Raw genomic sequence first — 20,093 nt, 5'->3', positions numbered from 1 at the left:
CATGTCAGAAAAAACCCTCACCTATCCGGGCGGTTACGCCTATATGATGGAGCGCTACGACGGGCGGCGCGATCCGTTTGATTTTGGCCCCGAAGACCTGCCTCCGCTTGATGCAAACCTTTCGGTTCTGACAAATGCGGTTGTGCCTGAGCGCGCAGCACGGAAAGGTCCAACCGATCCCAACACCAGCTGGGCACGCAAACGTCGACAAATTGCCGAGGAGTTTATCGACCTCAGTGAATTGGCGTTTTTGAACGCTCAACTGATCTCAAACCTTCGCAAACGGGATTACCCTCCCCAAACAGCGGCTTTGTTTTGTCGGGTATGGGCTGAGGAAGCCGAACACCTGCTTTCGGAGCTGAACCTGCGATGGCTAGTGAGCTCTGTGCAGACTTTTGCAGATCACGGCGAAACGCCCGCGCAGCGTGAGGTGGGGCAAGGCTTACGCATGCTGTTTGGCATGATGAAGCTTTATGAATTTGAACGTTCGTTTGGCGGGCTGGAGCCAAGCAAAGAGCATGGTTTTGGCAAACGTGTGAAGACGCGACTTCCTCTAGATATGGAGCCGTTCTCGCTGGTGCATGGCGGGCTGGACATCAACATTCTTGCGCCAATCTGGGAGATCGGAAAATCCGATCCGGTGATCGCGCCATTGGTTGATCATCTGATGCAGGAGTTGATTGAAGAGCCTGGCGGTGTGTTTCGGCGATTGGCGCAGATGCGGGCCAAGAAAGAACGTCAACAGGCCCGCCAATGAACAAGCAAGCCCCCACGTGGGGGGTAGTCGCCACGATCAAGGCGCCTGCAGGCGATATTCTAAGTTTTGTCGCCTATCATTTAGAATTGGGCGCCACGCACGTCTGGATATATTTAGACGCAGCCAACCCAGAGGCAAAGGCACATCTCAAGCCCCATCCGCAGTTGACCGTAATCCGTACCGGAGACAACTACTGGCTTAAGACGCGCGGGAAAAAGCCGCCGATGCATCAACCACGGCAATCGTACAATGTGCGCCATGCTTACAACCGCGCCAAAAAGGTGGATTGGCTGCTGCACATCGACGTCGATGAGTTTTTATGGCCGGATCAGCCCATAACACAGCAATTGGCGGCTTTGCCCGAGAGCTGCCTCGTGGCGCGCGTGCGTCCAGCAGAGGCAATGGCTTCACTGGATGAGGAGCAGATAATCCACTTTAAGACGTTCATTGCTGACAAATCCAAGCGTGACCAGATTGTCAAAGATATCTACCCCAATTTTGCGCCCTACCTGAAAAATGGATTTGTGAGCCACGTGGCCGGAAAGATGTTTCTGCGCACCGGGCAGAAAGACATGACGATCAAGATTCACAATGTGGTCCAGAATGGTCGGCACAACCCGGGGCAAGTTGAGCTTAGTGACGCCGCGCTGCTGCATCTGCACACAACCAGCTGGGAGCACTGGAGCAAGAGTTTTGCCTATCGGCACCAGAAAGGCTCTTATCGCGATGAACTTGGTTCCGCGACGCCAGAGAATCAGGGCGGTTTGAACCTGCACAAGCTGTTTGCACATTTGGCCAAAGAACCAGACGGGTTACGGCAGTTTTATGAAGAGGTCTGTGTGGCCTCCCCTGAGCTGACAGAAAAGCTCAAGGCCTATGGCTTACTGCGCAGTCACGCGCTGGAGCTTGTGCAAAAACGCCAGAAACACTTCCCGGAATTTGAAGAGTAAAACCACCACGCGCACCAAATCTTTGACAGATATTCGGTTTCATTGACCTGAAGCCTCGGTTGCGATAGAAGGCCCCGTGGATCAAAAACGCCATCGACGCGGGGCCATACGGGCCCGATCCGAAACGCCGCTACGGGCCAAAGTGTGTCCGTAAATCACGGATACATATGACAAAATTTTCTGACCTGAACCTCAACCCGAAGGTACTCAAAGCGATTACCGAAGCGGGCTATGAAACCCCAACCCCAATTCAAGCAGGGGCGATTCCTTCTGCGTTGGATGGCCGCGATGTGCTAGGCATTGCCCAAACCGGCACCGGCAAGACGGCAAGCTTCACACTTCCGATGTTGTCTTTGCTGGCCCGTGGGCGCGCCCGCGCCCGGATGCCGCGCAGCCTGGTCCTGTGCCCAACCCGGGAACTGGCAGCGCAAGTTGCCGAGAACTTCGATACCTATTCAAAACATCTGAAGCTGACCAAAGCACTGCTGATTGGTGGGGTGAGCTTCAAGGAGCAAGAGACGATCATCGACAAGGGTGTCGACGTTCTGATTGCCACACCTGGCCGCCTCTTGGACCATTTTGAGCGCGGCAAGCTGATCTTGTCCGACGTGAAAGTTATGGTTGTCGACGAAGCTGACCGGATGCTGGATATGGGCTTTATTCCTGATATCGAGCGCATCTTTGGGCTGACACCCTTCACGCGGCAAACGCTGTTTTTCTCCGCCACTATGGCGCCGGAAATTGAGCGCATCACCAACACCTTCCTGTCCAACCCTGAGCGAGTGGAAGTTGCGCGTCAGGCCACGGCCAGCGAGACCATTGAACAGAACGTTGTGATGTTCAAGGCGTCGCGCCGGGATCGGGAAGGCAGCGAAAAGCGAAAAGTTTTGCGGGCATTGATTGATGGCGAAGGTGACAAATGCACCAACGCGATTATTTTCTGTAACCGCAAGACCGACGTGGACATCACTGCTAAGTCGTTGAAAAAGTACGGCTACGATGCCGCGCCTATTCATGGCGATTTGGATCAATCCCAACGGACGCGGACGCTGGAATCATTCCGGGGCGGCGACTTACGCATTCTCGTGGCGTCCGACGTGGCCGCGCGCGGCCTGGATGTGCCCAGCGTCAGCCATGTGTTCAACTTTGATGTTCCCGGCCATCCGGAAGACTATGTGCACCGCATTGGTCGGACGGGTCGAGCGGGCCGTGAGGGCAAAGCCATTACGATCTGCAGCTCCCGTGACGAGAAGCAGTTTGATGCGGTTGAGGCGTTGATCCAGAAAGAGATTGCACGCCTTGAGAACCCGATCAAAGTTGAGCCGCGCAAACCTCGCAAAGCCAAAGAAGACACCCCCACCAAGCCTGCGGAAGCCGTTGAGACGGCGAAACCTGCCAAAGAGGACCGCCCTCAGCGCGAAGAGCGTGCCAAGCAGGACGCGCGGCCACAACGAGAAGAGCGCCAACAGCGTGATGATCGTGGTGAACGTGGTGACAAATCTTCGCGTGGCCGTGGCCGTGGGCGCAACGATCGCCGCGACAACGGCAACAAAGTTGTCGGCATGGGCAATCACATGCCCGGCTTTATTGCGATGAGCTTTGACGAGCGACGCGGTCAGTAAACAATTAAAACCTTACACGTCGCGGAAGGGCCCTTGTGGGCCCTTTCGTTTTTCCGGATCACTCTGTGGCATTCTCATAGCGTTTCAACCGCTCTTGAAGTGAGCCACTGTGCAACTCAAACAAGTGGTTGTCGTGATCGTAGAAATAGAGGGAATTCCCTTCGCCGGAAACGCGGGAGCGCCCTTCTTTCAGCTCCAACCCGAGAGCCCGAATGCACCGCAGTTTGCGATCATACTCGTCCGGCCCCATTTTGAAAGCGACGTGGTTGTAGCTTTTCTCTGGCAGTGGCTCACCTTGCATCGTAGCGACCCACACGCCTCCGATGTCGAAGAACCGCTCTTTGGACAGGGAATAGGTGTGCTCCCCGCTGTCGTAGATCCGCGTCGCATCCAACACGTTTGTCAGCACCTCTTCCATCTTGTCGAGGTCCTGTACAATGAAGGTTATGTGGCTAAGTCCTTGTGTCAAAATGCGCCCTTTTCAGATCCCTCACAAAGTACCTGCAACCCTGCACCGGAGACTACTCCGGCGCAAGGCAGCTTCAACTTTGATCAAGGTTTGGGCGCGATCAGCTTAAGCGGCTGACAATCACTGTGACTTCGGGCTTTTTTCCAATCTCATCGCGTGCGGAGTTGCGCACGATCCGACGGATATCACCCTCGATCTTGTCATCATCTGACAATGTCTTCTCTTTGGCGCGGCCGAGGAACTGGGTAACATCCGCTTCAAGCACATCAACCAACGGCGCTTGTGAGCGGCCCGTTTCCGGCAGCCCCATAAGTTCGCACCAGGCATCTCCCAGAGGCTCGTCGTCTTCGTCCAACAGCACGGTCACAATCACATGACCGTTGAGGGCCATGCGGATACGATCCCGGATGATGCCATCCATCGCACCAATTTGGGTATTGCCATCCAGATAGGTCCGCCCGGTTTCAACGTAGCCTGCGATCGACGGCTTGTTGCCAGACAGGTCCAGCATGGTGCCGTTCACAGCCACGATGGACGCACGACCAGCCTCATTGGCCAGTTTGGCGTGCTCACGCAGGTGGCGGTGCTCACCGTGGTTGGGGATCACCATCGTCGGGTTCACAATCTCATGCAAGCGCAACAAGTCCGGACGGTTGGCGTGACCGGAAACGTGGTATTTCCCGGAGCTGTCATCCACCACATCTACCCCCATCTCGGAGAATTGATTGATGATGCGGAACACACCTTTTTCATTGCCAGGAATGGTTTTTGAGCTGAACAGAAACAAGTCCCCTTCTTTCAGCGTGAGGCCATTGTATTTGCCACGCGCTAGCTGTGCGCTGGCGGCTCGGCGCTCCCCTTGTGAGCCCGTGACCAGCAGCATCAGGTTTTCACGCGGGAGGGAGGCGGCATCTTCGGGACTGACAACTTTGGGGAAGTCCGTGAGAACACCCGTCTGCATCGAAGCTTCGATCATGCGCCGCATGGCGCGGCCCATAAGGCAAATGGAACGCCCTGCCCGCTCGCCCGCTTGTGCCAGGGTTTTTACACGGGCGACGTTAGACGCAAACGTGGTGGCAACAACCATGCTCGAAGCTTGAGAGACCAGCTTTTCGATCTCTGGGCCGACAGAGGCCTCAGACCGGCCTGCATGCGGAGAGAAGACATTGGTTGAGTCACAAATCAGCGCCTTCACACCGTCTTTGGAGACCTCAGCCCAAAGCTCCGGATCGAACGCTTCGCCCACCAGCGGTGTTTCGTCCAACTTGAAATCACCGGAGTGGATCACACGACCGGCAGGCGTGTCGATTACAAGAGCCGCGCTTTCCGGGATGGAGTGGCTGATTGGCAGGAACCCCACTTTGAACGGACCGGCGTCGGTGGTTTCAGGCCAGGCGGATACTGTGCGGATCATCTCTTCTGGTTGGCCGCGATCCGCCATCTTGTGGCGGGCCAAATTGGCTGTGAACGCGCGAGCGTATACCGGAACCTCAAGACGGTCCCAATAGTGCCCAATGGCGCCAATGTGGTCTTCGTGACCGTGTGTGATAAACACCGCTTCAAGCCGATGTTTGTTCTCTTCCAGCCAGCGGATATCGGCAAAAATCAGGTCAACACCTGGGCTGGTTTCCATGTCGGAAAAGGCCACGCCAATGTCGACGAGGATGAGACGCTCGTTGTCTGCTGGCCCAAAGCCATAGACATAGGCGTTCATGCCAATTTCGCCGGAGCCGCCCAGCGGCAAATAGATCAAGCGGTCGCTCATGCGCCCTGCTCCTTATTGTGTGTATGGATCACGGTCAGCCCGTGCATCGTCAAATCGTCTTCGATGGTGTCAAACAGGCTGTCACCCTGTTCAAAGAGAGGCGCCAGCCCCCCTGTGCCCACCACTTTCATAGGTGCGCCGTATTCAGTTTTGATACGCGCAATGATACCTTCAATCAGGCCGGTATAGCCCCAGAACACCCCGGACTGGATACAACCAACTGTGTTGGTTCCAATCACTTTGTCCGGCTGGCTGATATCCACGTGGGGCAATGCGGCTGCGCCAGAGTGGAGCGCCTCAAGGCTGAGGTTCACACCTGGGGCAATTACACCGCCCACATAGGCGCCATCCTCGGCCACCACGTCAAAGTTTGTCGCCGTGCCAAAGTCCACCACCACAACGTTGCCACCGTGACGCTCATATGCAGCAACGGCATTGGCTAAGCGGTCTGGCCCTGGCTGGGTGCCTTGGTCCACACGGGGCGTCACTGGCAACTTGCAGTCCGGCTTGCCAACCACCAACGGGCGGCAATTGAAGAAACGGTCTGCAAAGACACGCAGGTTGAAGACCACACGCGGCACGGTGGAGGAGATAATCACGTCGGTGATATCCGCATCGATGCCGTAGTGATTGATCAGCGTGGAGTACCACGTGAAATAGGCATCCGCTGTACGAGCATGGTGGGTCGACGTCCGTAAGGTACAGAGGAATTTTTCCCCGTCCCAAATGGAGAACACGGTATTGGTGTTGCCGCAGTCAATGGCCAGAAGCATGGGTGAGATCCCCTTTCACGCGGATCAGAAAAAGATATCTGCCGCAGGAATTGCCACGCGGCCTTTTGCGGTCTTCAACACGAGATTGCCTGCGCTGTCCACCGTTTCAAAGGTTCCGGTCGTTTCGTCACGGGTGGTGCGTGCGGTGATGACCTCTCCAATACGCGCCGCGCGGGCAAGCCAGGCAGTGCGGATGGGGTCAAAACCATAGGTGACAAACTGCGCTTCCCACCGGGCGTAAGCCGCGGCAAGCGCGTCGAGGAACTCTTCAGGAGTGACAGAAGCGCCGGTTTCACTGAGCAGAGAGACAGGCGGTGTCGCTTGGGTTTCCACGGCCCTGGTATCAGGCGCATGGGCCAGGTTTACGCCAATACCAATGGCGATGTGGCTGACGGCGCCGCCAGCCATGCCGGCGCTTTCCAAAAGGATGCCTGCGACTTTACCGCCATTGAGAAGCACATCGTTGGGCCATTTGAGTGCCAGCCCATCAGTCCGGCCTGTGACCGCGACAAAGGCATCATAGAGCGCGAGAGAAGCCACAAAGGAGCGCAAGGCCACTTGGTCTGGCGCTTCGGTCGGGCGCATCACCAGAGTTCCGGCAAAATTGCCAATTGGATCAACCCAAGCCCTGCCCCGACGGCCACGGCCTTGGGTCTGGTGCAGTCCCAGTATCCACTCAGGTCCAGCCAGTTCTGGTGCAATGCGCGCTGCTTCGGCGTTGGTGCTGTCCACCTCGGCCAAAACACGACGTCCGTATCCTTCCGGCCAAGTGTTCATTTCAGATCTGTCTTTCATCGGTCAGTCCAAAAACAGCAACGCGCCCCGGTAGGGCGCGTCACGTTTGGTTTATCCAGAGTGCGATCAATGTGGCATCAAGGCCGCGGCTGCCGCTTGCGCCGCTGTATCGACGCCAAAGAAATTCACAATCCCCAAGAGCATGATCGCAGCGCTGGCCATCAGAAGCACTTGTTGAACCAAGGAGCGCGGCGCATCCAGCTCATCGCCTTCTTCGCCAAAGTACATGTAGTAGACGATGCGCAGGTAGTAGAAGGCACCAATCACAGAGGCCACTACACCGGCAATCGCCAGCCATGCCAGACCACCTTCAAAAGCGGCGCGCAGCACATAGAGTTTGCCAAAGAACCCAAGGAATGGAGGCACACCTGCCAGCGAGAACATCAGGAATAGGAGCGCCAGCGCGCGGCCCGATGATTGTTTGCTGTACAAGTTCAGCGACGCGATGTCTGTCACCGGTTGGCCGTCTTTCTCCATCGACAGGATAAAGGCAAATGTTCCGACGTTCATAGTCACATAGATGGCCATATACACCAGCATCGCCTCGACACCCAATGCAGTACCGGCAGCAAGACCCATCAACGCGTAGCCCATGTGGGCAATGGACGAGTAGGCCAGCAGACGTTTGATGTTGGTTTGACCGATCGCAGCGATTGCGCCGAGGAACATGGACAATACGGACAACAGCGCAATGATCTGTTGCCAATCCCCAACCACACCACCAAAGGCATCAAACAGCACACGGGCAAACAGGCCCATCGCGGCCAGTTTGGGTGCCGTCGCAAAGAACGCGGTGATGGGCGTAGGCGCGCCTTCATAGACATCCGGCGTCCACATATGGAACGGCACGGCAGAGACCTTGAACGCCAGACCGGAAATCACAAAGGTCAAACCAAAGAGCAGACCCAATGGCGTGTGACCATGGCCAACGGCCTCGACGATGCCAGCAAATGTGGTCGTGCCAGCAAAGCCATAGACCAGCGAGGAACCGTAGAGCAGCAAGCCGGAGGAGAGAGCTCCAAGCAGGAAGTACTTCATGCCTGCCTCGGTGGATTTCACACCATCACGGCGCAGCGTGGCCACCACATAAAGTGACAGGGACTGTAGCTCGAGGCCCATATACAGTGTCATCAGATCGCCAGCGGACACCATGGTCATCATCCCAACCATGGCAAGCGCCACAAGGATTGGATACTCAAACCGCAGCATATTGCGGCGCTGCATGTAATCCGCGCCCATCACCAATACGGCGGCACCGGCCAGAAGCATCGCCACTTTGGCAAAACGAGAGAAAGCGTCGTCGTGGAACATGCCGTTGAAGGCGATGTTCTCGCCTTCGCCGGACACACCAATCCACACCGCGAGCAGCGCAAACACACCGGCGGTGAGCCAAGTCAGCATTGGCGCCATTTTGTCTTTGCCGGTGTAGACCACCGCAAGAAGTGCCAACATGGCGTAGAGCGCCAGCAGGATTTCCGGCAAGATGATATTCAGGTCAGCCTGGATCATATCTCAAGCGCTCCTTAGTGCGATGCCGACTGGCTGGCGGAAGCGCCATTGGCCAGTGCGGTGTCATAGTTGGAAATCAGGTTCTCGACTGAGGGCCCAATGATATCGGTGACCAGCGATGGGTAGACACCCAGGATCAGTGTCATGGCCACCAAGGGTGCAAAGATCATCTTCTCGCGGCGGGTCATATCCGAGATATTTTTCAGGCTCTCTTTGATCAAGTCACCCAGAACCACCCGGCGGTAGAGCCACAACGCATAAGCTGCTGACAGGATCACGCCGGATGTGGCAACCAAAGCCACCCAAGTGTTGACTTGGAAGACACCCACCAGAGTGAGAAATTCGCCGACAAAGCCGGAGGTGCCTGGCAGGCCGACATTGGCCATGGTGAAGAACATAAAGATCAACGCATAAGCTGGCATGCGGTTCACAAGACCACCGTAAGCATCGATTTCACGTGTGTGCATGCGGTCATAGATCACGCCAACACACAGGAAGAGCGCGCCGGAGATAAAGCCGTGGCTGATCATCTGGAAGATCGCGCCGTCGATACCTTGTTGGTTGGCAGCAAAGATGCCCATGGTCACAAAACCCATGTGTGCCACCGAGGAGTAAGCAATCAGCTTTTTCATGTCTTCTTGCACAAAGGCCACCAACGAGGTGTAAACAATCGCAATCGCCGACATCCACATCACCAGCGGGGTCATAACCTCTGCACCAATTGGGAACATCGGCAGAGAGAAGCGCAGGAAGCCGTAGCCGCCCATCTTCAACAGGATGGCCGCAAGCACAACCGAGCCAGCTGTTGGTGCCTGAACGTGGGCATCGGGCAACCAGGTATGCACGGGCCACATTGGCATTTTCACGGCAAACGAGGCAAAGAAAGCCAAGAACATGATAGTTTGCATACCGCCGATCACGGTGATGCCCATGACGCTCATGGTTTCAGAAGCAAATTCATGTGCCATCAATGTTGGAATGTCGGTGGTGCCCGCATTCACAAACATCGCCACCATCGCCACCAGCATCAGTACAGAGCCAAGGAAGGTGTAGAGGAAGAACTTAAACGACGCGTAGATGCGGTTGGCACCGCCCCAGATGCCGATGATCAAGAACATCGGGATCAGGCCTGCTTCAAAGAACAGATAGAACAACACCAGATCCAGCGCCATGAAGACGCCAAGCATCAGCGTTTCAAGCAGGAGGAAGGCAATCATGTATTCTTTGACACGGACCTTCACGTCCCATGACGCCCAGATCACAAGCGGCATCATGAAGGTTGTGAGCATGACAAACAGGATCGAAATGCCATCGACACCCATTTTGTATTTGAGCCCCATCAGCCAGTCGCGTTGTTCGACAAACTGAAAGCCAGCGTCGCTGGGATCAAACCCGGCGAGCACAAAGAGGGACATCAAGAAAGTGATGACGGTCGCGGTCAATGCAACGCGCTTGGCGTTGCGCTGAGCCATTTCATCTTCACCGCGCAGAAAGACCAGAAGGATCAAAGCTGCAAAGGTCGGGATAAACGTGACCAGGGAGAGCAAGCTGTCGTTCATTAGTGCGCTCCTCCGCTGAGCGTCATCAGGGTGATGAGGGCAACGATGCCGATCACCATGGCAAGGGCATAGGTAAAGACGTAGCCAGTTTGGGCACGCCCTGCGAGGCGGGTGACCCAGGGCACAAAGCCCATGGCAATCCCGTTGAGAGAGCCGTCGATCACGTCACCGTCGCCCCGTTTCCACAGGAAGCGGCCGATGGCGGCTGCCGGGCGAACAAACAAGAAGTCATACGCTTCGTCAAAGTACCACTTGTTCAAGAGGAACAAGTAGAGAGGACGCTGCGCCGCTGCGAGACGTGCTGGCATGGACGGGTTCCAGATGTAGAACCAGAGCGCAAAGAACAGGCCAATCGCCATCGCGATGAAGGGGCTGACCTTGACCCATTTGGGGGCATGGTGCGCGTCATCCATCACGTGATTGTCTGGGTGGGTGAATACTGCGCCTTTGGGTGCTTCGCCGTGGTGCGCAGCCTTGACCGCCGCGTGAGACGGATCGTCATGTGTTGTGGCATGATCGTCGCCATGCGCTTCTTCCGTGGCCGCGTCGTCACCGGAAGCTACTTCTTCGCCGTGGCCTTCACTGCTTTCCGCATGGTGGGAAGGCACGCCGTAGAATTTGTTTACGGTGTCGTGGTCGCCAAAGAAGGAGCCAAACCAGATCATCCCAGCAAAAATCGCCCCCAAAGACAGGACGCCCAGCGGGACCAGCATGACCATCGGGCTTTCGTGCGCGTGGTCATGGGTATGTTTGTTGCCGCGCGCCTCGCCGTAGAAAGTCAGGAAAATCAGGCGCCAGCTGTAGAAGCTGGTGAACAATGCAGCGATGACGAGCATCCAGAAGCCATAGCCGCCTGCGGTGCCAGCCCATGCGCTCTCAATGATTGCGTCTTTGGACAGGAAACCTGCGAAGCCAATGTGTGTCAGTGGAATACCAACACCAGTAATGGCCAGCGTGCCAATCATCATGGCAGCGAAGGTGTAAGGGATTTTCTTCCGCAGGCCGCCATAGTTGCGCATGTCCTGCTCGTGGTGCATCGCGTGGATCACCGAACCCGCGCCCAGGAACAACATCGCTTTGAAGAACGCGTGGGTGAAGAGGTGGAACATGGCTGCCGAGTAGACGCCAACACCAGCTGCCACAAACATGTAGCCCAGCTGGGACATGGTTGAATAGGCAATCACACGTTTGATGTCATTCTGCACGAGGCCGATGGTGGCCGCGACAAAGGCCGTTGAGGCACCAATGAAGACGATGAACGCTTTGGTGTCACCGGCGTATTCGATCAGCGGCGACATGCGCGACACAAGGAAGACACCGGCGGTGACCATGGTTGCGGCGTGGATCAGCGCGGATACAGGGGTTGGACCTTCCATCGCGTCCGGCAACCACGTGTGCAGGAAGAGCTGTGCCGATTTACCCATCGCGCCGATGAAGATCAGGAAGGCAATTAAGTTGGCCGCGTTCCAGTCCCGCCACAGGAAGTGTAACTCCATTTCGGCCAGCGCAGGCGCGGCGGCGAAGATATCGTCAAACTTGATACTGTCAGTCAGCATATAGATCGCAAAGATGCCAAGCAGGAAGCCGAAGTCACCCACACGGTTGACCACAAAAGCTTTGATTGCGGCAGCGTTGGCAGATGGTTTTTTGTAGTAGAAACCAATGAGCAGGTAAGACGCGACGCCCACGCCTTCCCAGCCGAAGAACATCTGCAGTAGGTTGTCGGCAGTCACCAGCATCAGCATGGTGAAGGTAAAGAACGACAAATACGCGAAGAAACGCGCCTTGTAGTTTTCGTCCTCCGCCCAATGCTCATCATGCGCCATGTAGCCAATGGAATAAAGATGCACGAGGGCAGAGACCGTGGTCACCACAATCAGCATGATCGCTGTGAGGCGGTCGACACGGATGGACCAGGCAGCGTCGAGGTGGCCGGATTGGATGAAGTCCAGCACGTGGATTTGTTTCACCTGCGAGGCATCAAGCCCGAGGAACACAATCCAGCTGAGCAGACAGGCCCAGAACAAGATCGCGGTGGTCAAGTATTGCGCGGCTTTTTCGCCGATCAACCGCCAACCAAATCCTGCGATCAGGGCGCCAAGGAGCGGCCCAAAGAGAATAAACGTTTCCATGATCGCTTAGCCTTTCATCACATTGACGTCTTCGACCGCGATGGTGCCACGGTTGCGGAAGAAGGAGACCAGGATCGCAAGGCCAATGGCAGCTTCAGCGGCTGCCACGGTCATCACAAACAGTGCGAAGACCTGTCCGGTGAGATCACCCAAGAAGGACGAGAACGCCACAAGGTTGATGTTCACAGACAGTAGGATGAGTTCAATCGACATCAACAGAATGATGATGTTCTTCCGGTTCAGGAAGAGGCCGAAAATGCCGATGACGAAGAGCATCGCTGCCACGCCTAGGTAGTGTTCCAAACCAATCATATTTGGTCCCTCGGTTCTTTTTATCTCTTCAGGCGGGCTTAGAGCCCCTGCCCCGGTTTTACGTCTTTCAATTCCATCGCGTCCGCTGGGTCGCGCCACATCTGCTCAAGCACGTTCTGACGCTTGACGTCCTTGCGGTGGCGCAGGGTCAGCACAATCGCGCCAATCATCGCAACCAACAGGATCAGGCCGGACAGCTGGAACAGCAGGAAGTACTGATCATAAAGGATCAGACCAAGCGCTGCAGTGTTGTGGGTGTCAGTTGGTGTGGGTGCGGCGCGCAGGCTTTGCGCGGTGTCAGAAAATTCCCATGGGCCAAATACCATGCCAAGTTGCATTAAGAGAATGGCGCCAATCAGCAGGGACAGCGGCAGGTACTGCGCCATGCCGGCCTTAAGCTCGGCAAAGTCAACATCGAGCATCATCACCACAAACAGGAAGAGCACGGCGACCGCGCCGACGTAGACAATGATCAACAGCATCGCCACAAACTCTGCGCCCAGCAGAACAAACAGCCCCGCGGCGCTAAGGAACGCCATGATCAACCAGAGCACTGAGTGCACCGGGTTACGGCTGATGACGGTGCAGAAGCCGCCAACGATCACACAGATCGAAAACAACCAAAATGCATAATCCGCGATGGTCATGTGTCACTTCCCTCTTTGTCCGCCAGGACCTCTTGCACCAGTTCCATGGCGCGGGTGGTGGCGGGAATACCGGCGAACATCGACATTTGGCCGATGGTCTCCACGATTTCTTGTTTTGTGGCCCCGACTTCCACCAGATGGCGGAGTGTGAGGCGGATTTGCGCTTCGGCCTGGGCACCCAACATGGTGAGCGCCCCCAGCGTCAGCAGCAGACGGGTCTTGGCATCCAAGCCGCCTTTATTCATCGAATTGCCAAAGAACATCTCCATGACGTCTTTGGGCATGGTTGGCCAGAGCGTCTCAAACCCTTTGGGCGTGAACGATTCCAGCGCAGGATTGAAGGATTTCGCCATCTCCTGATACTGGGCGAACATTGCCTGATATGGGTTTTTGTCGTCGCTCATCCAAATTCCCCACCAATACACCGAATTTCAATAAGTTTATCGCCTACGAACCCATAATATATTTGCGACAGGGGACACTCCCCCAAAGCCGCCAGATCCGGTGATCCAGCCTGCACAAATCGCACGAAGCCTGCGACGCTTGGTCCGAAAACCATCCACATCGATGAAGACACGAGCGTTGCCGCTATTATGAGTTTGAGACGACCTGTCATCTGTAAGGCGCGTCGATTTCGAGGTTGCGCGCGATCTCGGCTTCCCAGCGGGCGCCGTTTTCCAAGAGCTTGTCTTTGTCATAAAACAGCTCCTCGCGGGTCTCGGTGGCAAATTCGAAGTTGGGGCCCTCGACAATGGCGTCCACTGGACAGGCTTCTTGGCAAAAGCCGCAGTAGATGCATTTGGTCATGTCGATGTCATAGCGCGTGGTGCGACGGGAGCCATCTTCGCGGGGTTCCGCGTCAATGGTGATCGCCTGAGCCGGGCAGATCGCCTCGCAAAGCTTACAAGCAATGCAGCGCTCTTCGCCATTTGGGTAACGGCGCAGGGCGTGCTCCCCGCGAAAGCGCGGAGACAACGGGCCTTTTTCGTGTGGGTAGTTGATTGTCGCCTTGGGTTTGAAGAAATACTTCATGCCCAGCTTGAAGCCGCCAAGGAAATCCTTCAGCAGAAAATAGCCAGCGGCGCGTTTGTAGTCGATTGCTGTCATATCAGCCTCCGATGGCCCAGCGGGCATACGCGCCGCCGAAAAGTTCGAATTTCGCAAGGAAAGACACCAGCACGACCCAAACCAGGGACATGGGCAGGAAGACTTTCCAACCGATGCGCATCAGCTGGTCATAGCGGTAGCGCGGGGAGATGGCTTTCACCATCGAGAAGATGAAGAACACAAAGCAGATTTTGCCAAGCATCCAGAGAATGCCATCGGGCAGACCTGGGATCGGGGAGAGCCAGCCGCCGAGGAACAGCAGCGATACCAGCGCACACATCAGCACGATGGCGACGTATTCACCAATCATGAAGAGCAGAAATGGCGTGGAGCTGTATTCCACCTGATAGCCAGCAACGAGTTCGGATTCCGCTTCTGGAAGGTCAAACGGTGGGCGGTTGGTCTCCGCCATGGCCGAGATCAAGAAGAGGAACATCATCGGGAAGTGCGGCAGCCAATACCAACTGAAGATGCCGTAGTTGCCGTCCTGTGCATTCACGATGTCACCGAAGTTCATAGAACCGGTGGTGATGATCACACCAATGATGATCAGGCCCAGAGACACCTCGTAGGAAATCATCTGTGCAGCGGAACGCAACGAGCCAAGGAAAGGATATTTGGAGTTGGACGCCCAACCGCCCATGATCACGCCGTAAACCTCAAGCGAGCTGACCGCCATCACATAAAGAATGGCAACGTTGATATCAGACACCACCCAGCCGTCATTGAACGGGATTACGGCCCAGGCAATCAGCGCCATGACCAGGCTGACCATCGGGGCGAGCAGGAAGACCACTTTGTCCGAGCCCGCCGGATACACGATCTCTTTCACCGCGTATTTGATGAAGTCGGCAAAGCTTTGTAGCAGGCCAAACATGCCCACAACGTTGGGACCCCGACGCAGCTGTACAGCGGCCCAGATTTTCCGGTCAGCATACAGCAGGAAGGCCAGCGCCACCAAAAGCGGCACGACAACCGCCAGCACCTGTCCCAAAGTCAGGAGCAAGATGCCAAGGTTCGTGGTGGTAAAGAATTCAGTCATGGGTCCTCACACCGTAGGTATTCCGTTGTCTTCGCAGTTCGCGACAATGACTTCGGCGTCGATTGTCTTGAGACCACGGGGCAGCGCGGCGGAGATGGTGTAAACCGCATCCCCTGACCACAAGTCGCCCTGATTGTCTGTTGTTGTGCGTACATGCCGGGCAAAGCCAAAGCCACGAATGAGCGCATATTGCGCAGCCGCGCATTCGGCGTAAGCATGCACATCGTCTTCGTCGCGAGCGCCCGCCATCGCCACGTGAAAGTTCACCAGATCACCTTCCAGCAACCGTGTGTCTACACCGGCATATTTGGGCTCAAAGGCAACCTGCTCACGCATCACATCCGTACCGGTCTGCGGGGTGCAGGCCGACAGCCCGGCCAGAGTGGCCGCAGCGATCAGGGTATGTGAGGGGCGCAAGGTCATCTGTTGGCTTATTCCGCTGCGATTTTGGCGCTGTTGCGAGCTTTGGCAGCTGCAGAAAGCTCCGCCATCAAGCTGCTCGCTCGCGCAATTGGATTGGTCAGGTAGAAATCGGAGACCACGGACTTGAATGCCGCTTTGCCCAAAGGCCCAGTCTCCAGAGATTCGCCTTCATTGACCGGAACCTGATCGATTTTGGCGAGATGCGGCACCTCGGCGATCATCACGGTGCGCAGTTGCGCCAATGAATCGTACCCGAGGGTCGCGTCGAGTTCTGCACTCAGAGCGCGCAAAATTGCCCAGTTTTCTTTGGCTTCACCCGGTGCAAAACCGGCGCGCATGGCCAATTGAGGGCGGCCTTCGGTGTTCACAAACAGACCGTTTTCTTCTGTGTAAGCCGCAGCTGGCAGGATCACATCTGCACGGTGTGCACCGCGATCCCCGTGGCTGCCTTGATAGATCACAAAGGTACCAGGGTCGATTTCAACCTCATCAGCACCAAGATTGTAGATGACCTCAGCCCCATCAATGGCCGCTTCCATGCCACCCAAAGTCGTGGCGCCGATATCCATCGCGCCAACACGAGAGGCCGCGGTATGCAGCACCAACAACTTCGACTTGGTTTCTTCCGCCAGCTTTTGAGCATGCGCCAAAACCGAAAGGCCATCTGCCTCGCGAAGGGCACTTTGCCCAACAACAATGATCGAAGCCTGGTCGATCACGCCCTTGTATTCTTTACCCAACTGGCCTTCCAACGCCGCACGGTCCGTGCCGATGTGGACGTAGTCATAAGTCAGGTCGACCGCCTCACCAATTAGCCCAACAGTTGCACCTTTGGACCATGCCGCACGAATACGCGCATTCAGGACCGGAGCTTCTTCACGTGGGTTTGACCCAAGCATCATGATGAACTTCGCGTCATCAATGTCTTCGATTGAAGCTGTTCCAACATAGGCGGCCCGATTGTCCAAAGGCAGGCGAACATTGTCGGTGCGGCATTCCACGTTGCCGTCCAAACCTTGAACCAATTGCTTGAGCGCATAGGCGGCCTCAACAGGAACCAAGTCCCCAATCAAGCCTGCAACCTTTTTGCCATTCATTGCCTGCGCTGCAGCAGTCAGGGCTTCGCCCCACGTCGCAGGCTTCAACTTGCCATCCACACGCACATAAGGCTGATCCAAGCGCTGACGGCGCAAGCCGTCCCAGACAAAACGAGTCTTGTCGGAAATCCACTCTTCGTTCACGCCATCATGGTTGCGTGGCAGGATGCGCATAACTTCGCGCCCCTTCGTATCCACCCGAATGCTCGCGCCAAGCGCGTCCATCACATCGATGGTCTCGGTTTTGGTCAACTCCCATGGGCGCGCGGTGAAGCTGTACGGCTTAGAGGTCAACGCGCCTACCGGGCACAGGTCAATGATGTTACCCTGCAGGTTGCTGTCCAAAGTCTGGTTCAGATAGCTGGTGATTTCTGCGTCTTCGCCACGGCCGGTTTGACCCATCTGGGTGATGCCCGCCACTTCGGTAGTGAAACGCACACAGCGGGTGCAAGAGATGCAACGTGTCATTGTGGTTGCGACAAGCGGACCAAGGTCCAGATCATCTACAGCGCGTTTGCCTTCTTTGAAGCGGTTTTCGCTGATGCCATAAGCCATGGCCTGATCCTGCAGATCACATTCGCCACCCTGATCGCAAATCGGGCAATCCAGCGGGTGGTTGATCAGCATGAATTCCATCACACCTTCGCGGGCCTTTTTGACCATAGGCGAGTTGGTTTTCACAACAGGTGGTTGACCTTCGGGACCCGGACGCAAGTCACGTACCTGCATGGCGCAGGACGCCGCTGGCTTTGGTGGTCCACCGACAACTTCAACAAGGCACATGCGGCAATTGCCGGCAATCGACAGACGTTCGTGGTAGCAGAACCTCGGAATTTCCACACCCGCTTCTTCGCAGGCCTGGATCAGGGTCATTGCGCCCTCTACCTCGACTTCTTGCTCGTCGATGATGATCTTGCGGAGGTCAGACATCGCTTATTTCGCCCTCAAATACACGCCGATCGCGCTGTTTCGTTCGATTTCCGCGCGACCTAGCGCACAGACAGATTCCGGATTGTCCAAAGAGGCACCCTTGTGCTTGAGATACGCGTCACCACGCTGCCGCATGCGCTCTTTCTCTTCGTCCGATTTGATAAATGCTTTGATCTCGTCATCCGTGTAGCCAAGTTTGCGTGCTTTACGCACCAACCCCCAGCCATCCGCCACGCCCTTGAACTTACGCGGCTCAATGCTGTCACAGACTTCGCTGATTTCAAAAGCCACCAGGGCCCAATACAGCGGATCGTAGATTTCTTTCACCTCACGCAGAGGTGGCTTGGCAAAAGCGGCACCACTCAAGGCGAGGGTTGCGGCAACAAATACAGATGTCAGACGGATCATTTGCTCACTCCTTTGGCAACGGCAAAGACTCCCTTTGCCGAAGAGGACAGGGGCAAAAGCCGCTGTGATAGGCAATAACAGCCGGGATATGTCGGATAACAGATCACGGGCGGCAATATCCTTCGAGTCTGATTTTGTCATTCACGGGGATGATGGTTTCTGTTTCCGGCCCAATCACCCAATCCATTTTGGACGTACCGTACTGCTTAATGCAGTATTTGACGGCCTCATATTCACCCGCCTGGCGTGCACCTGTCAGGCTCTGATTGGCGCGGGACACAACCACTTCGAAGTGTTCGCGTTCTTCTTTGGAGACTTGGTTAGATTTGGCTTTGTACTGATAGCCCTCAAACGCAATACGCTCGCGCTTGTTTTTGAAGCTCGCACGCCAATTACCGCTACAAGCCGACAGTGCCGTGGTTGCAATGAGCAACCCGGCAATAATGGCTGGCGTCTTCCGCTGGCAAGTGAACGTAGTCATGCGCATTCTTCGTATTTACTCCGCAGCAAAGGCGCCCATGCGCCCTGTATTGTTGGCCTTGATCCGATCTTCGATCTCTTCACGGAAATTGCGGATCAGGCCCTGGATAGGCCAGGCCGCCGCATCTCCCAAAGCACAGATTGTGTGACCTTCAACTTGTTTGGTCACGTCCCACAGCATGTCGATCTCTTCGATCTCAGCTTCGCCGCGCACCAGACGATCCATCACACGCATCATCCAGCCGGTGCCTTCGCGACACGGAGTACACTGGCCGCAGCTTTCATGTTTGTAGAATTTCGCAAGACGCCAGATCGCTTTAATGATGTCGGTCTGCTTGTCCATAACAATCACAGCAGCAGTGCCAAGACCGGATCCCAGATCGTTGCGCAGATAATCAAAGTCCATGATTGCGTCGCGCATGTTTTCACCACGCACACAAGGCACGGAAGAGCCCCCTGGGATGACGGCCAAAAGGTTGTCCCAGCCGCCGCGGATGCCGCCACAGTGTTTGTCGATCAACTCTTCAAAAGAGATCGACATCTCTTCTTCAACCACACACGGGTTGTTCACATGACCGGAGATGCCAAAAAGCTTGGTACCAGCGTTGTTTGGGCGACCAAAGCCAGCAAACCATTCCCCACCACGGCGCAGGATGGTCGGGACCACGGCGATGGATTCCACGTTGTTCACTGTGGTTGGACAGCCATATAGACCTGCGCCCGCCGGGAACGGTGGCTTCATGCGTGGCATGCCTTTTTTGCCTTCGAGGCTTTCCAGCAATGCGGTTTCTTCGCCGCAGATGTAGGCGCCGGCACCGTGGTGCAGAAACAGATCAAAATCCCAGCCAGAGCCGGCAGCGTTTTTGCCCAGCATGCCCGCGTCATAACATTCGTCGATCGCGGCCTGCAGCGCTTCGCGTTCGCGGATGTATTCGCCGCGAATATAGATGTAGCAGGTGTGCGCGTTCATCGCGAAAGAGGCAATCAACGCCCCTTCGATCAGCGTGTGCGGATCGTGGCGCATGATTTCGCGGTCTTTACAGGTGCCAGGCTCGGATTCATCGGCGTTGATCACCAGATACGCCGGTCGACCATCGCTTTCTTTGGGCATGAAAGACCACTTCAGGCCAGTTGGGAAGCCCGCACCACCACGGCCACGCAGGCCAGATGCCTTCATGGTGTCGATGATCGAATCCCGCCCCTGCTGGATCAGCTTTGCAGTGCCATCCCAATGGCCACGCGCCTTGGCGCCTGCCAATGTGCGGTCATGCATACCGTAGAGGTTGGTAAAGATACGGTCTTGATCTTTGAGCATC

The 20,093-nt window shown here is 56.0% G+C and carries 20 protein-coding genes; 3 read left to right on the top strand and 17 right to left on the bottom strand.

The window, feature by feature from the left end:
* Position 1: 1 nt before the first annotated feature.
* From QZ517_RS08610 to QZ517_RS08600, 3 genes are all read left to right on the top strand, one after another.
* Positions 2-757 (top strand): hypothetical protein, encoded by a 756-nt coding sequence (locus QZ517_RS08610; protein WP_294225185.1) that lies wholly within the window; start codon positions 2-4, stop codon positions 755-757.
* Entirely contained in the window at positions 754-1,707 is a 954-nt protein-coding gene (locus QZ517_RS08605; protein ID WP_294225183.1) for a glycosyltransferase family 2 protein, read from the top strand. The genes QZ517_RS08610 and QZ517_RS08605 overlap by 4 nt, the downstream gene beginning before the upstream one ends.
* Before the next feature lie 167 nt (positions 1,708-1,874).
* Positions 1,875-3,329: a DEAD/DEAH box helicase gene (locus QZ517_RS08600; RefSeq protein WP_294225180.1), complete on the top strand. Its 1,455-nt coding sequence runs from the start codon at positions 1,875-1,877 to the stop codon at positions 3,327-3,329.
* Between the two features lie 58 nt (positions 3,330-3,387).
* On the opposite strand, the gene fosX is transcribed toward QZ517_RS08600, so the two are convergent.
* The 17 genes from fosX to nuoF form a co-directional block, all read right to left on the bottom strand.
* Positions 3,388-3,798, bottom strand: a complete 411-nt coding sequence (gene fosX, locus QZ517_RS08595) for a FosX/FosE/FosI family fosfomycin resistance hydrolase (protein ID WP_294225179.1) — start codon at positions 3,796-3,798, stop codon at positions 3,388-3,390.
* A 100-nt stretch (positions 3,799-3,898) separates the two neighbouring features.
* Positions 3,899-5,563, bottom strand: coding sequence for a ribonuclease J (locus QZ517_RS08590; RefSeq protein WP_294225176.1), 1,665 nt, complete (start codon positions 5,561-5,563; stop codon positions 3,899-3,901).
* On the bottom strand, positions 5,560-6,336 hold the full coding sequence (locus QZ517_RS08585) for a type III pantothenate kinase (RefSeq protein WP_294225172.1): 777 nt from the start codon (positions 6,334-6,336) through the stop codon (positions 5,560-5,562). The genes QZ517_RS08590 and QZ517_RS08585 overlap by 4 nt, the downstream gene beginning before the upstream one ends.
* A gap of 24 nt (positions 6,337-6,360) precedes the next feature.
* Positions 6,361-7,113, bottom strand: coding sequence for a biotin--[acetyl-CoA-carboxylase] ligase (locus QZ517_RS08580; RefSeq protein WP_294225211.1), 753 nt, complete (start codon positions 7,111-7,113; stop codon positions 6,361-6,363).
* 84 nt (positions 7,114-7,197) lie between these two features.
* Positions 7,198-8,640: an NADH-quinone oxidoreductase subunit NuoN gene (gene nuoN, locus QZ517_RS08575; RefSeq protein WP_294225170.1), complete on the bottom strand. Its 1,443-nt coding sequence runs from the start codon at positions 8,638-8,640 to the stop codon at positions 7,198-7,200.
* A 14-nt stretch (positions 8,641-8,654) separates the two neighbouring features.
* Positions 8,655-10,199, bottom strand: coding sequence for an NADH-quinone oxidoreductase subunit M (locus tag QZ517_RS08570; protein ID WP_294225167.1), 1,545 nt, complete (start codon positions 10,197-10,199; stop codon positions 8,655-8,657).
* Positions 10,199-12,331: an NADH-quinone oxidoreductase subunit L gene (nuoL, locus tag QZ517_RS08565; RefSeq protein ID WP_294225164.1), complete on the bottom strand. Its 2,133-nt coding sequence runs from the start codon at positions 12,329-12,331 to the stop codon at positions 10,199-10,201. The genes QZ517_RS08570 and nuoL overlap by 1 nt, the downstream gene beginning before the upstream one ends.
* A gap of 6 nt (positions 12,332-12,337) precedes the next feature.
* The gene (nuoK, locus tag QZ517_RS08560; protein ID WP_294225159.1) at positions 12,338-12,643 is read right to left on the bottom strand and encodes an NADH-quinone oxidoreductase subunit NuoK; all 306 of its coding nucleotides are present in this window, start codon (positions 12,641-12,643) and stop codon (positions 12,338-12,340) included.
* A 38-nt stretch (positions 12,644-12,681) separates the two neighbouring features.
* Positions 12,682-13,290 carry an NADH-quinone oxidoreductase subunit J gene (locus QZ517_RS08555; protein WP_294225156.1) on the bottom strand — a complete coding sequence of 203 codons (609 nt, stop codon included), beginning with the start codon at positions 13,288-13,290 and terminating at the stop codon, positions 12,682-12,684.
* Complete coding sequence (locus tag QZ517_RS08550) at positions 13,287-13,694, bottom strand: carboxymuconolactone decarboxylase family protein (RefSeq protein ID WP_294225154.1); 408 nt, start codon at positions 13,692-13,694, stop codon at positions 13,287-13,289. The genes QZ517_RS08555 and QZ517_RS08550 overlap by 4 nt, the downstream gene beginning before the upstream one ends.
* A 208-nt stretch (positions 13,695-13,902) precedes the next feature.
* The gene (gene nuoI, locus QZ517_RS08545) at positions 13,903-14,397 is read right to left on the bottom strand and encodes an NADH-quinone oxidoreductase subunit NuoI (RefSeq protein ID WP_283427182.1); all 495 of its coding nucleotides are present in this window, start codon (positions 14,395-14,397) and stop codon (positions 13,903-13,905) included.
* A 1-nt stretch (position 14,398) separates the two neighbouring features.
* Positions 14,399-15,439 carry an NADH-quinone oxidoreductase subunit NuoH gene (gene nuoH, locus QZ517_RS08540; RefSeq protein WP_294225150.1) on the bottom strand — a complete coding sequence of 347 codons (1,041 nt, stop codon included), beginning with the start codon at positions 15,437-15,439 and terminating at the stop codon, positions 14,399-14,401.
* Between the two features lie 6 nt (positions 15,440-15,445).
* Positions 15,446-15,862, bottom strand: coding sequence for a hypothetical protein (locus QZ517_RS08535; protein WP_294225148.1), 417 nt, complete (start codon positions 15,860-15,862; stop codon positions 15,446-15,448).
* Between the two features lie 8 nt (positions 15,863-15,870).
* Positions 15,871-17,889: an NADH-quinone oxidoreductase subunit NuoG gene (gene nuoG, locus QZ517_RS08530; RefSeq protein ID WP_294225145.1), complete on the bottom strand. Its 2,019-nt coding sequence runs from the start codon at positions 17,887-17,889 to the stop codon at positions 15,871-15,873.
* A gap of 3 nt (positions 17,890-17,892) precedes the next feature.
* A complete protein-coding gene (locus QZ517_RS08525) occupies positions 17,893-18,297 on the bottom strand; it encodes a DUF5333 domain-containing protein (protein WP_294225142.1) in 405 nt (134 codons plus the stop codon).
* A gap of 103 nt (positions 18,298-18,400) precedes the next feature.
* Positions 18,401-18,778: a hypothetical protein gene (locus QZ517_RS08520; RefSeq protein WP_294225140.1), complete on the bottom strand. Its 378-nt coding sequence runs from the start codon at positions 18,776-18,778 to the stop codon at positions 18,401-18,403.
* A 15-nt stretch (positions 18,779-18,793) separates the two neighbouring features.
* Complete coding sequence (gene nuoF / locus QZ517_RS08515) at positions 18,794-20,092, bottom strand: NADH-quinone oxidoreductase subunit NuoF (protein WP_283427188.1); 1,299 nt, start codon at positions 20,090-20,092, stop codon at positions 18,794-18,796.
* Between the last annotated feature and the right edge of the window lies 1 nt (position 20,093).

It is taken from the genome of uncultured Shimia sp., from assembly GCF_913054185.1.
Taxonomy (GTDB): domain Bacteria; phylum Pseudomonadota; class Alphaproteobacteria; order Rhodobacterales; family Rhodobacteraceae; genus Shimia.
Note: the sequence above shows the minus strand (reverse complement) of the source record. Positions and strands in the feature narration are given on the sequence as shown.

Excerpts from the sequence above, each read along its gene's own strand:
- nuoG (WP_294225145.1), bottom strand. The coding sequence starts at position 17,889 with ATGTCTGACCTCCGCAAGATCATCATCGACGAGCAAGAAGTCGAGGTA.
- QZ517_RS08610 (WP_294225185.1), top strand. The coding sequence starts at position 2 with ATGTCAGAAAAAACCCTCACCTATCCGGGCGGTTACGCCTATATGATG.
- QZ517_RS08520 (WP_294225140.1), bottom strand. The coding sequence starts at position 18,778 with ATGACTACGTTCACTTGCCAGCGGAAGACGCCAGCCATTATTGCCGGG.
- nuoL (WP_294225164.1), bottom strand. The coding sequence starts at position 12,331 with ATGGAAACGTTTATTCTCTTTGGGCCGCTCCTTGGCGCCCTGATCGCA.
- QZ517_RS08550 (WP_294225154.1), bottom strand. The coding sequence starts at position 13,694 with ATGAGCGACGACAAAAACCCATATCAGGCAATGTTCGCCCAGTATCAG.
- QZ517_RS08605 (WP_294225183.1), top strand. The coding sequence starts at position 754 with ATGAACAAGCAAGCCCCCACGTGGGGGGTAGTCGCCACGATCAAGGCG.
- QZ517_RS08555 (WP_294225156.1), bottom strand. The coding sequence starts at position 13,290 with ATGACCATCGCGGATTATGCATTTTGGTTGTTTTCGATCTGTGTGATC.
- QZ517_RS08600 (WP_294225180.1), top strand. The coding sequence starts at position 1,875 with ATGACAAAATTTTCTGACCTGAACCTCAACCCGAAGGTACTCAAAGCG.
- QZ517_RS08570 (WP_294225167.1), bottom strand. The coding sequence starts at position 10,199 with ATGAACGACAGCTTGCTCTCCCTGGTCACGTTTATCCCGACCTTTGCA.
- QZ517_RS08590 (WP_294225176.1), bottom strand. The coding sequence starts at position 5,563 with ATGAGCGACCGCTTGATCTATTTGCCGCTGGGCGGCTCCGGCGAAATT.
- nuoF (WP_283427188.1), bottom strand. The coding sequence starts at position 20,092 with ATGCTCAAAGATCAAGACCGTATCTTTACCAACCTCTACGGTATGCAT.
- nuoH (WP_294225150.1), bottom strand. The coding sequence starts at position 15,439 with ATGACTGAATTCTTTACCACCACGAACCTTGGCATCTTGCTCCTGACT.
- nuoK (WP_294225159.1), bottom strand. The coding sequence starts at position 12,643 with ATGATTGGTTTGGAACACTACCTAGGCGTGGCAGCGATGCTCTTCGTC.
- QZ517_RS08525 (WP_294225142.1), bottom strand. The coding sequence starts at position 18,297 with ATGATCCGTCTGACATCTGTATTTGTTGCCGCAACCCTCGCCTTGAGT.
- nuoI (WP_283427182.1), bottom strand. The coding sequence starts at position 14,397 with ATGACAGCAATCGACTACAAACGCGCCGCTGGCTATTTTCTGCTGAAG.
- QZ517_RS08535 (WP_294225148.1), bottom strand. The coding sequence starts at position 15,862 with ATGACCTTGCGCCCCTCACATACCCTGATCGCTGCGGCCACTCTGGCC.
- QZ517_RS08580 (WP_294225211.1), bottom strand. The coding sequence starts at position 7,113 with ATGAACACTTGGCCGGAAGGATACGGACGTCGTGTTTTGGCCGAGGTG.
- QZ517_RS08585 (WP_294225172.1), bottom strand. The coding sequence starts at position 6,336 with ATGCTTCTGGCCATTGACTGCGGCAACACCAATACCGTGTTCTCCATT.
- nuoN (WP_294225170.1), bottom strand. The coding sequence starts at position 8,640 with ATGATCCAGGCTGACCTGAATATCATCTTGCCGGAAATCCTGCTGGCG.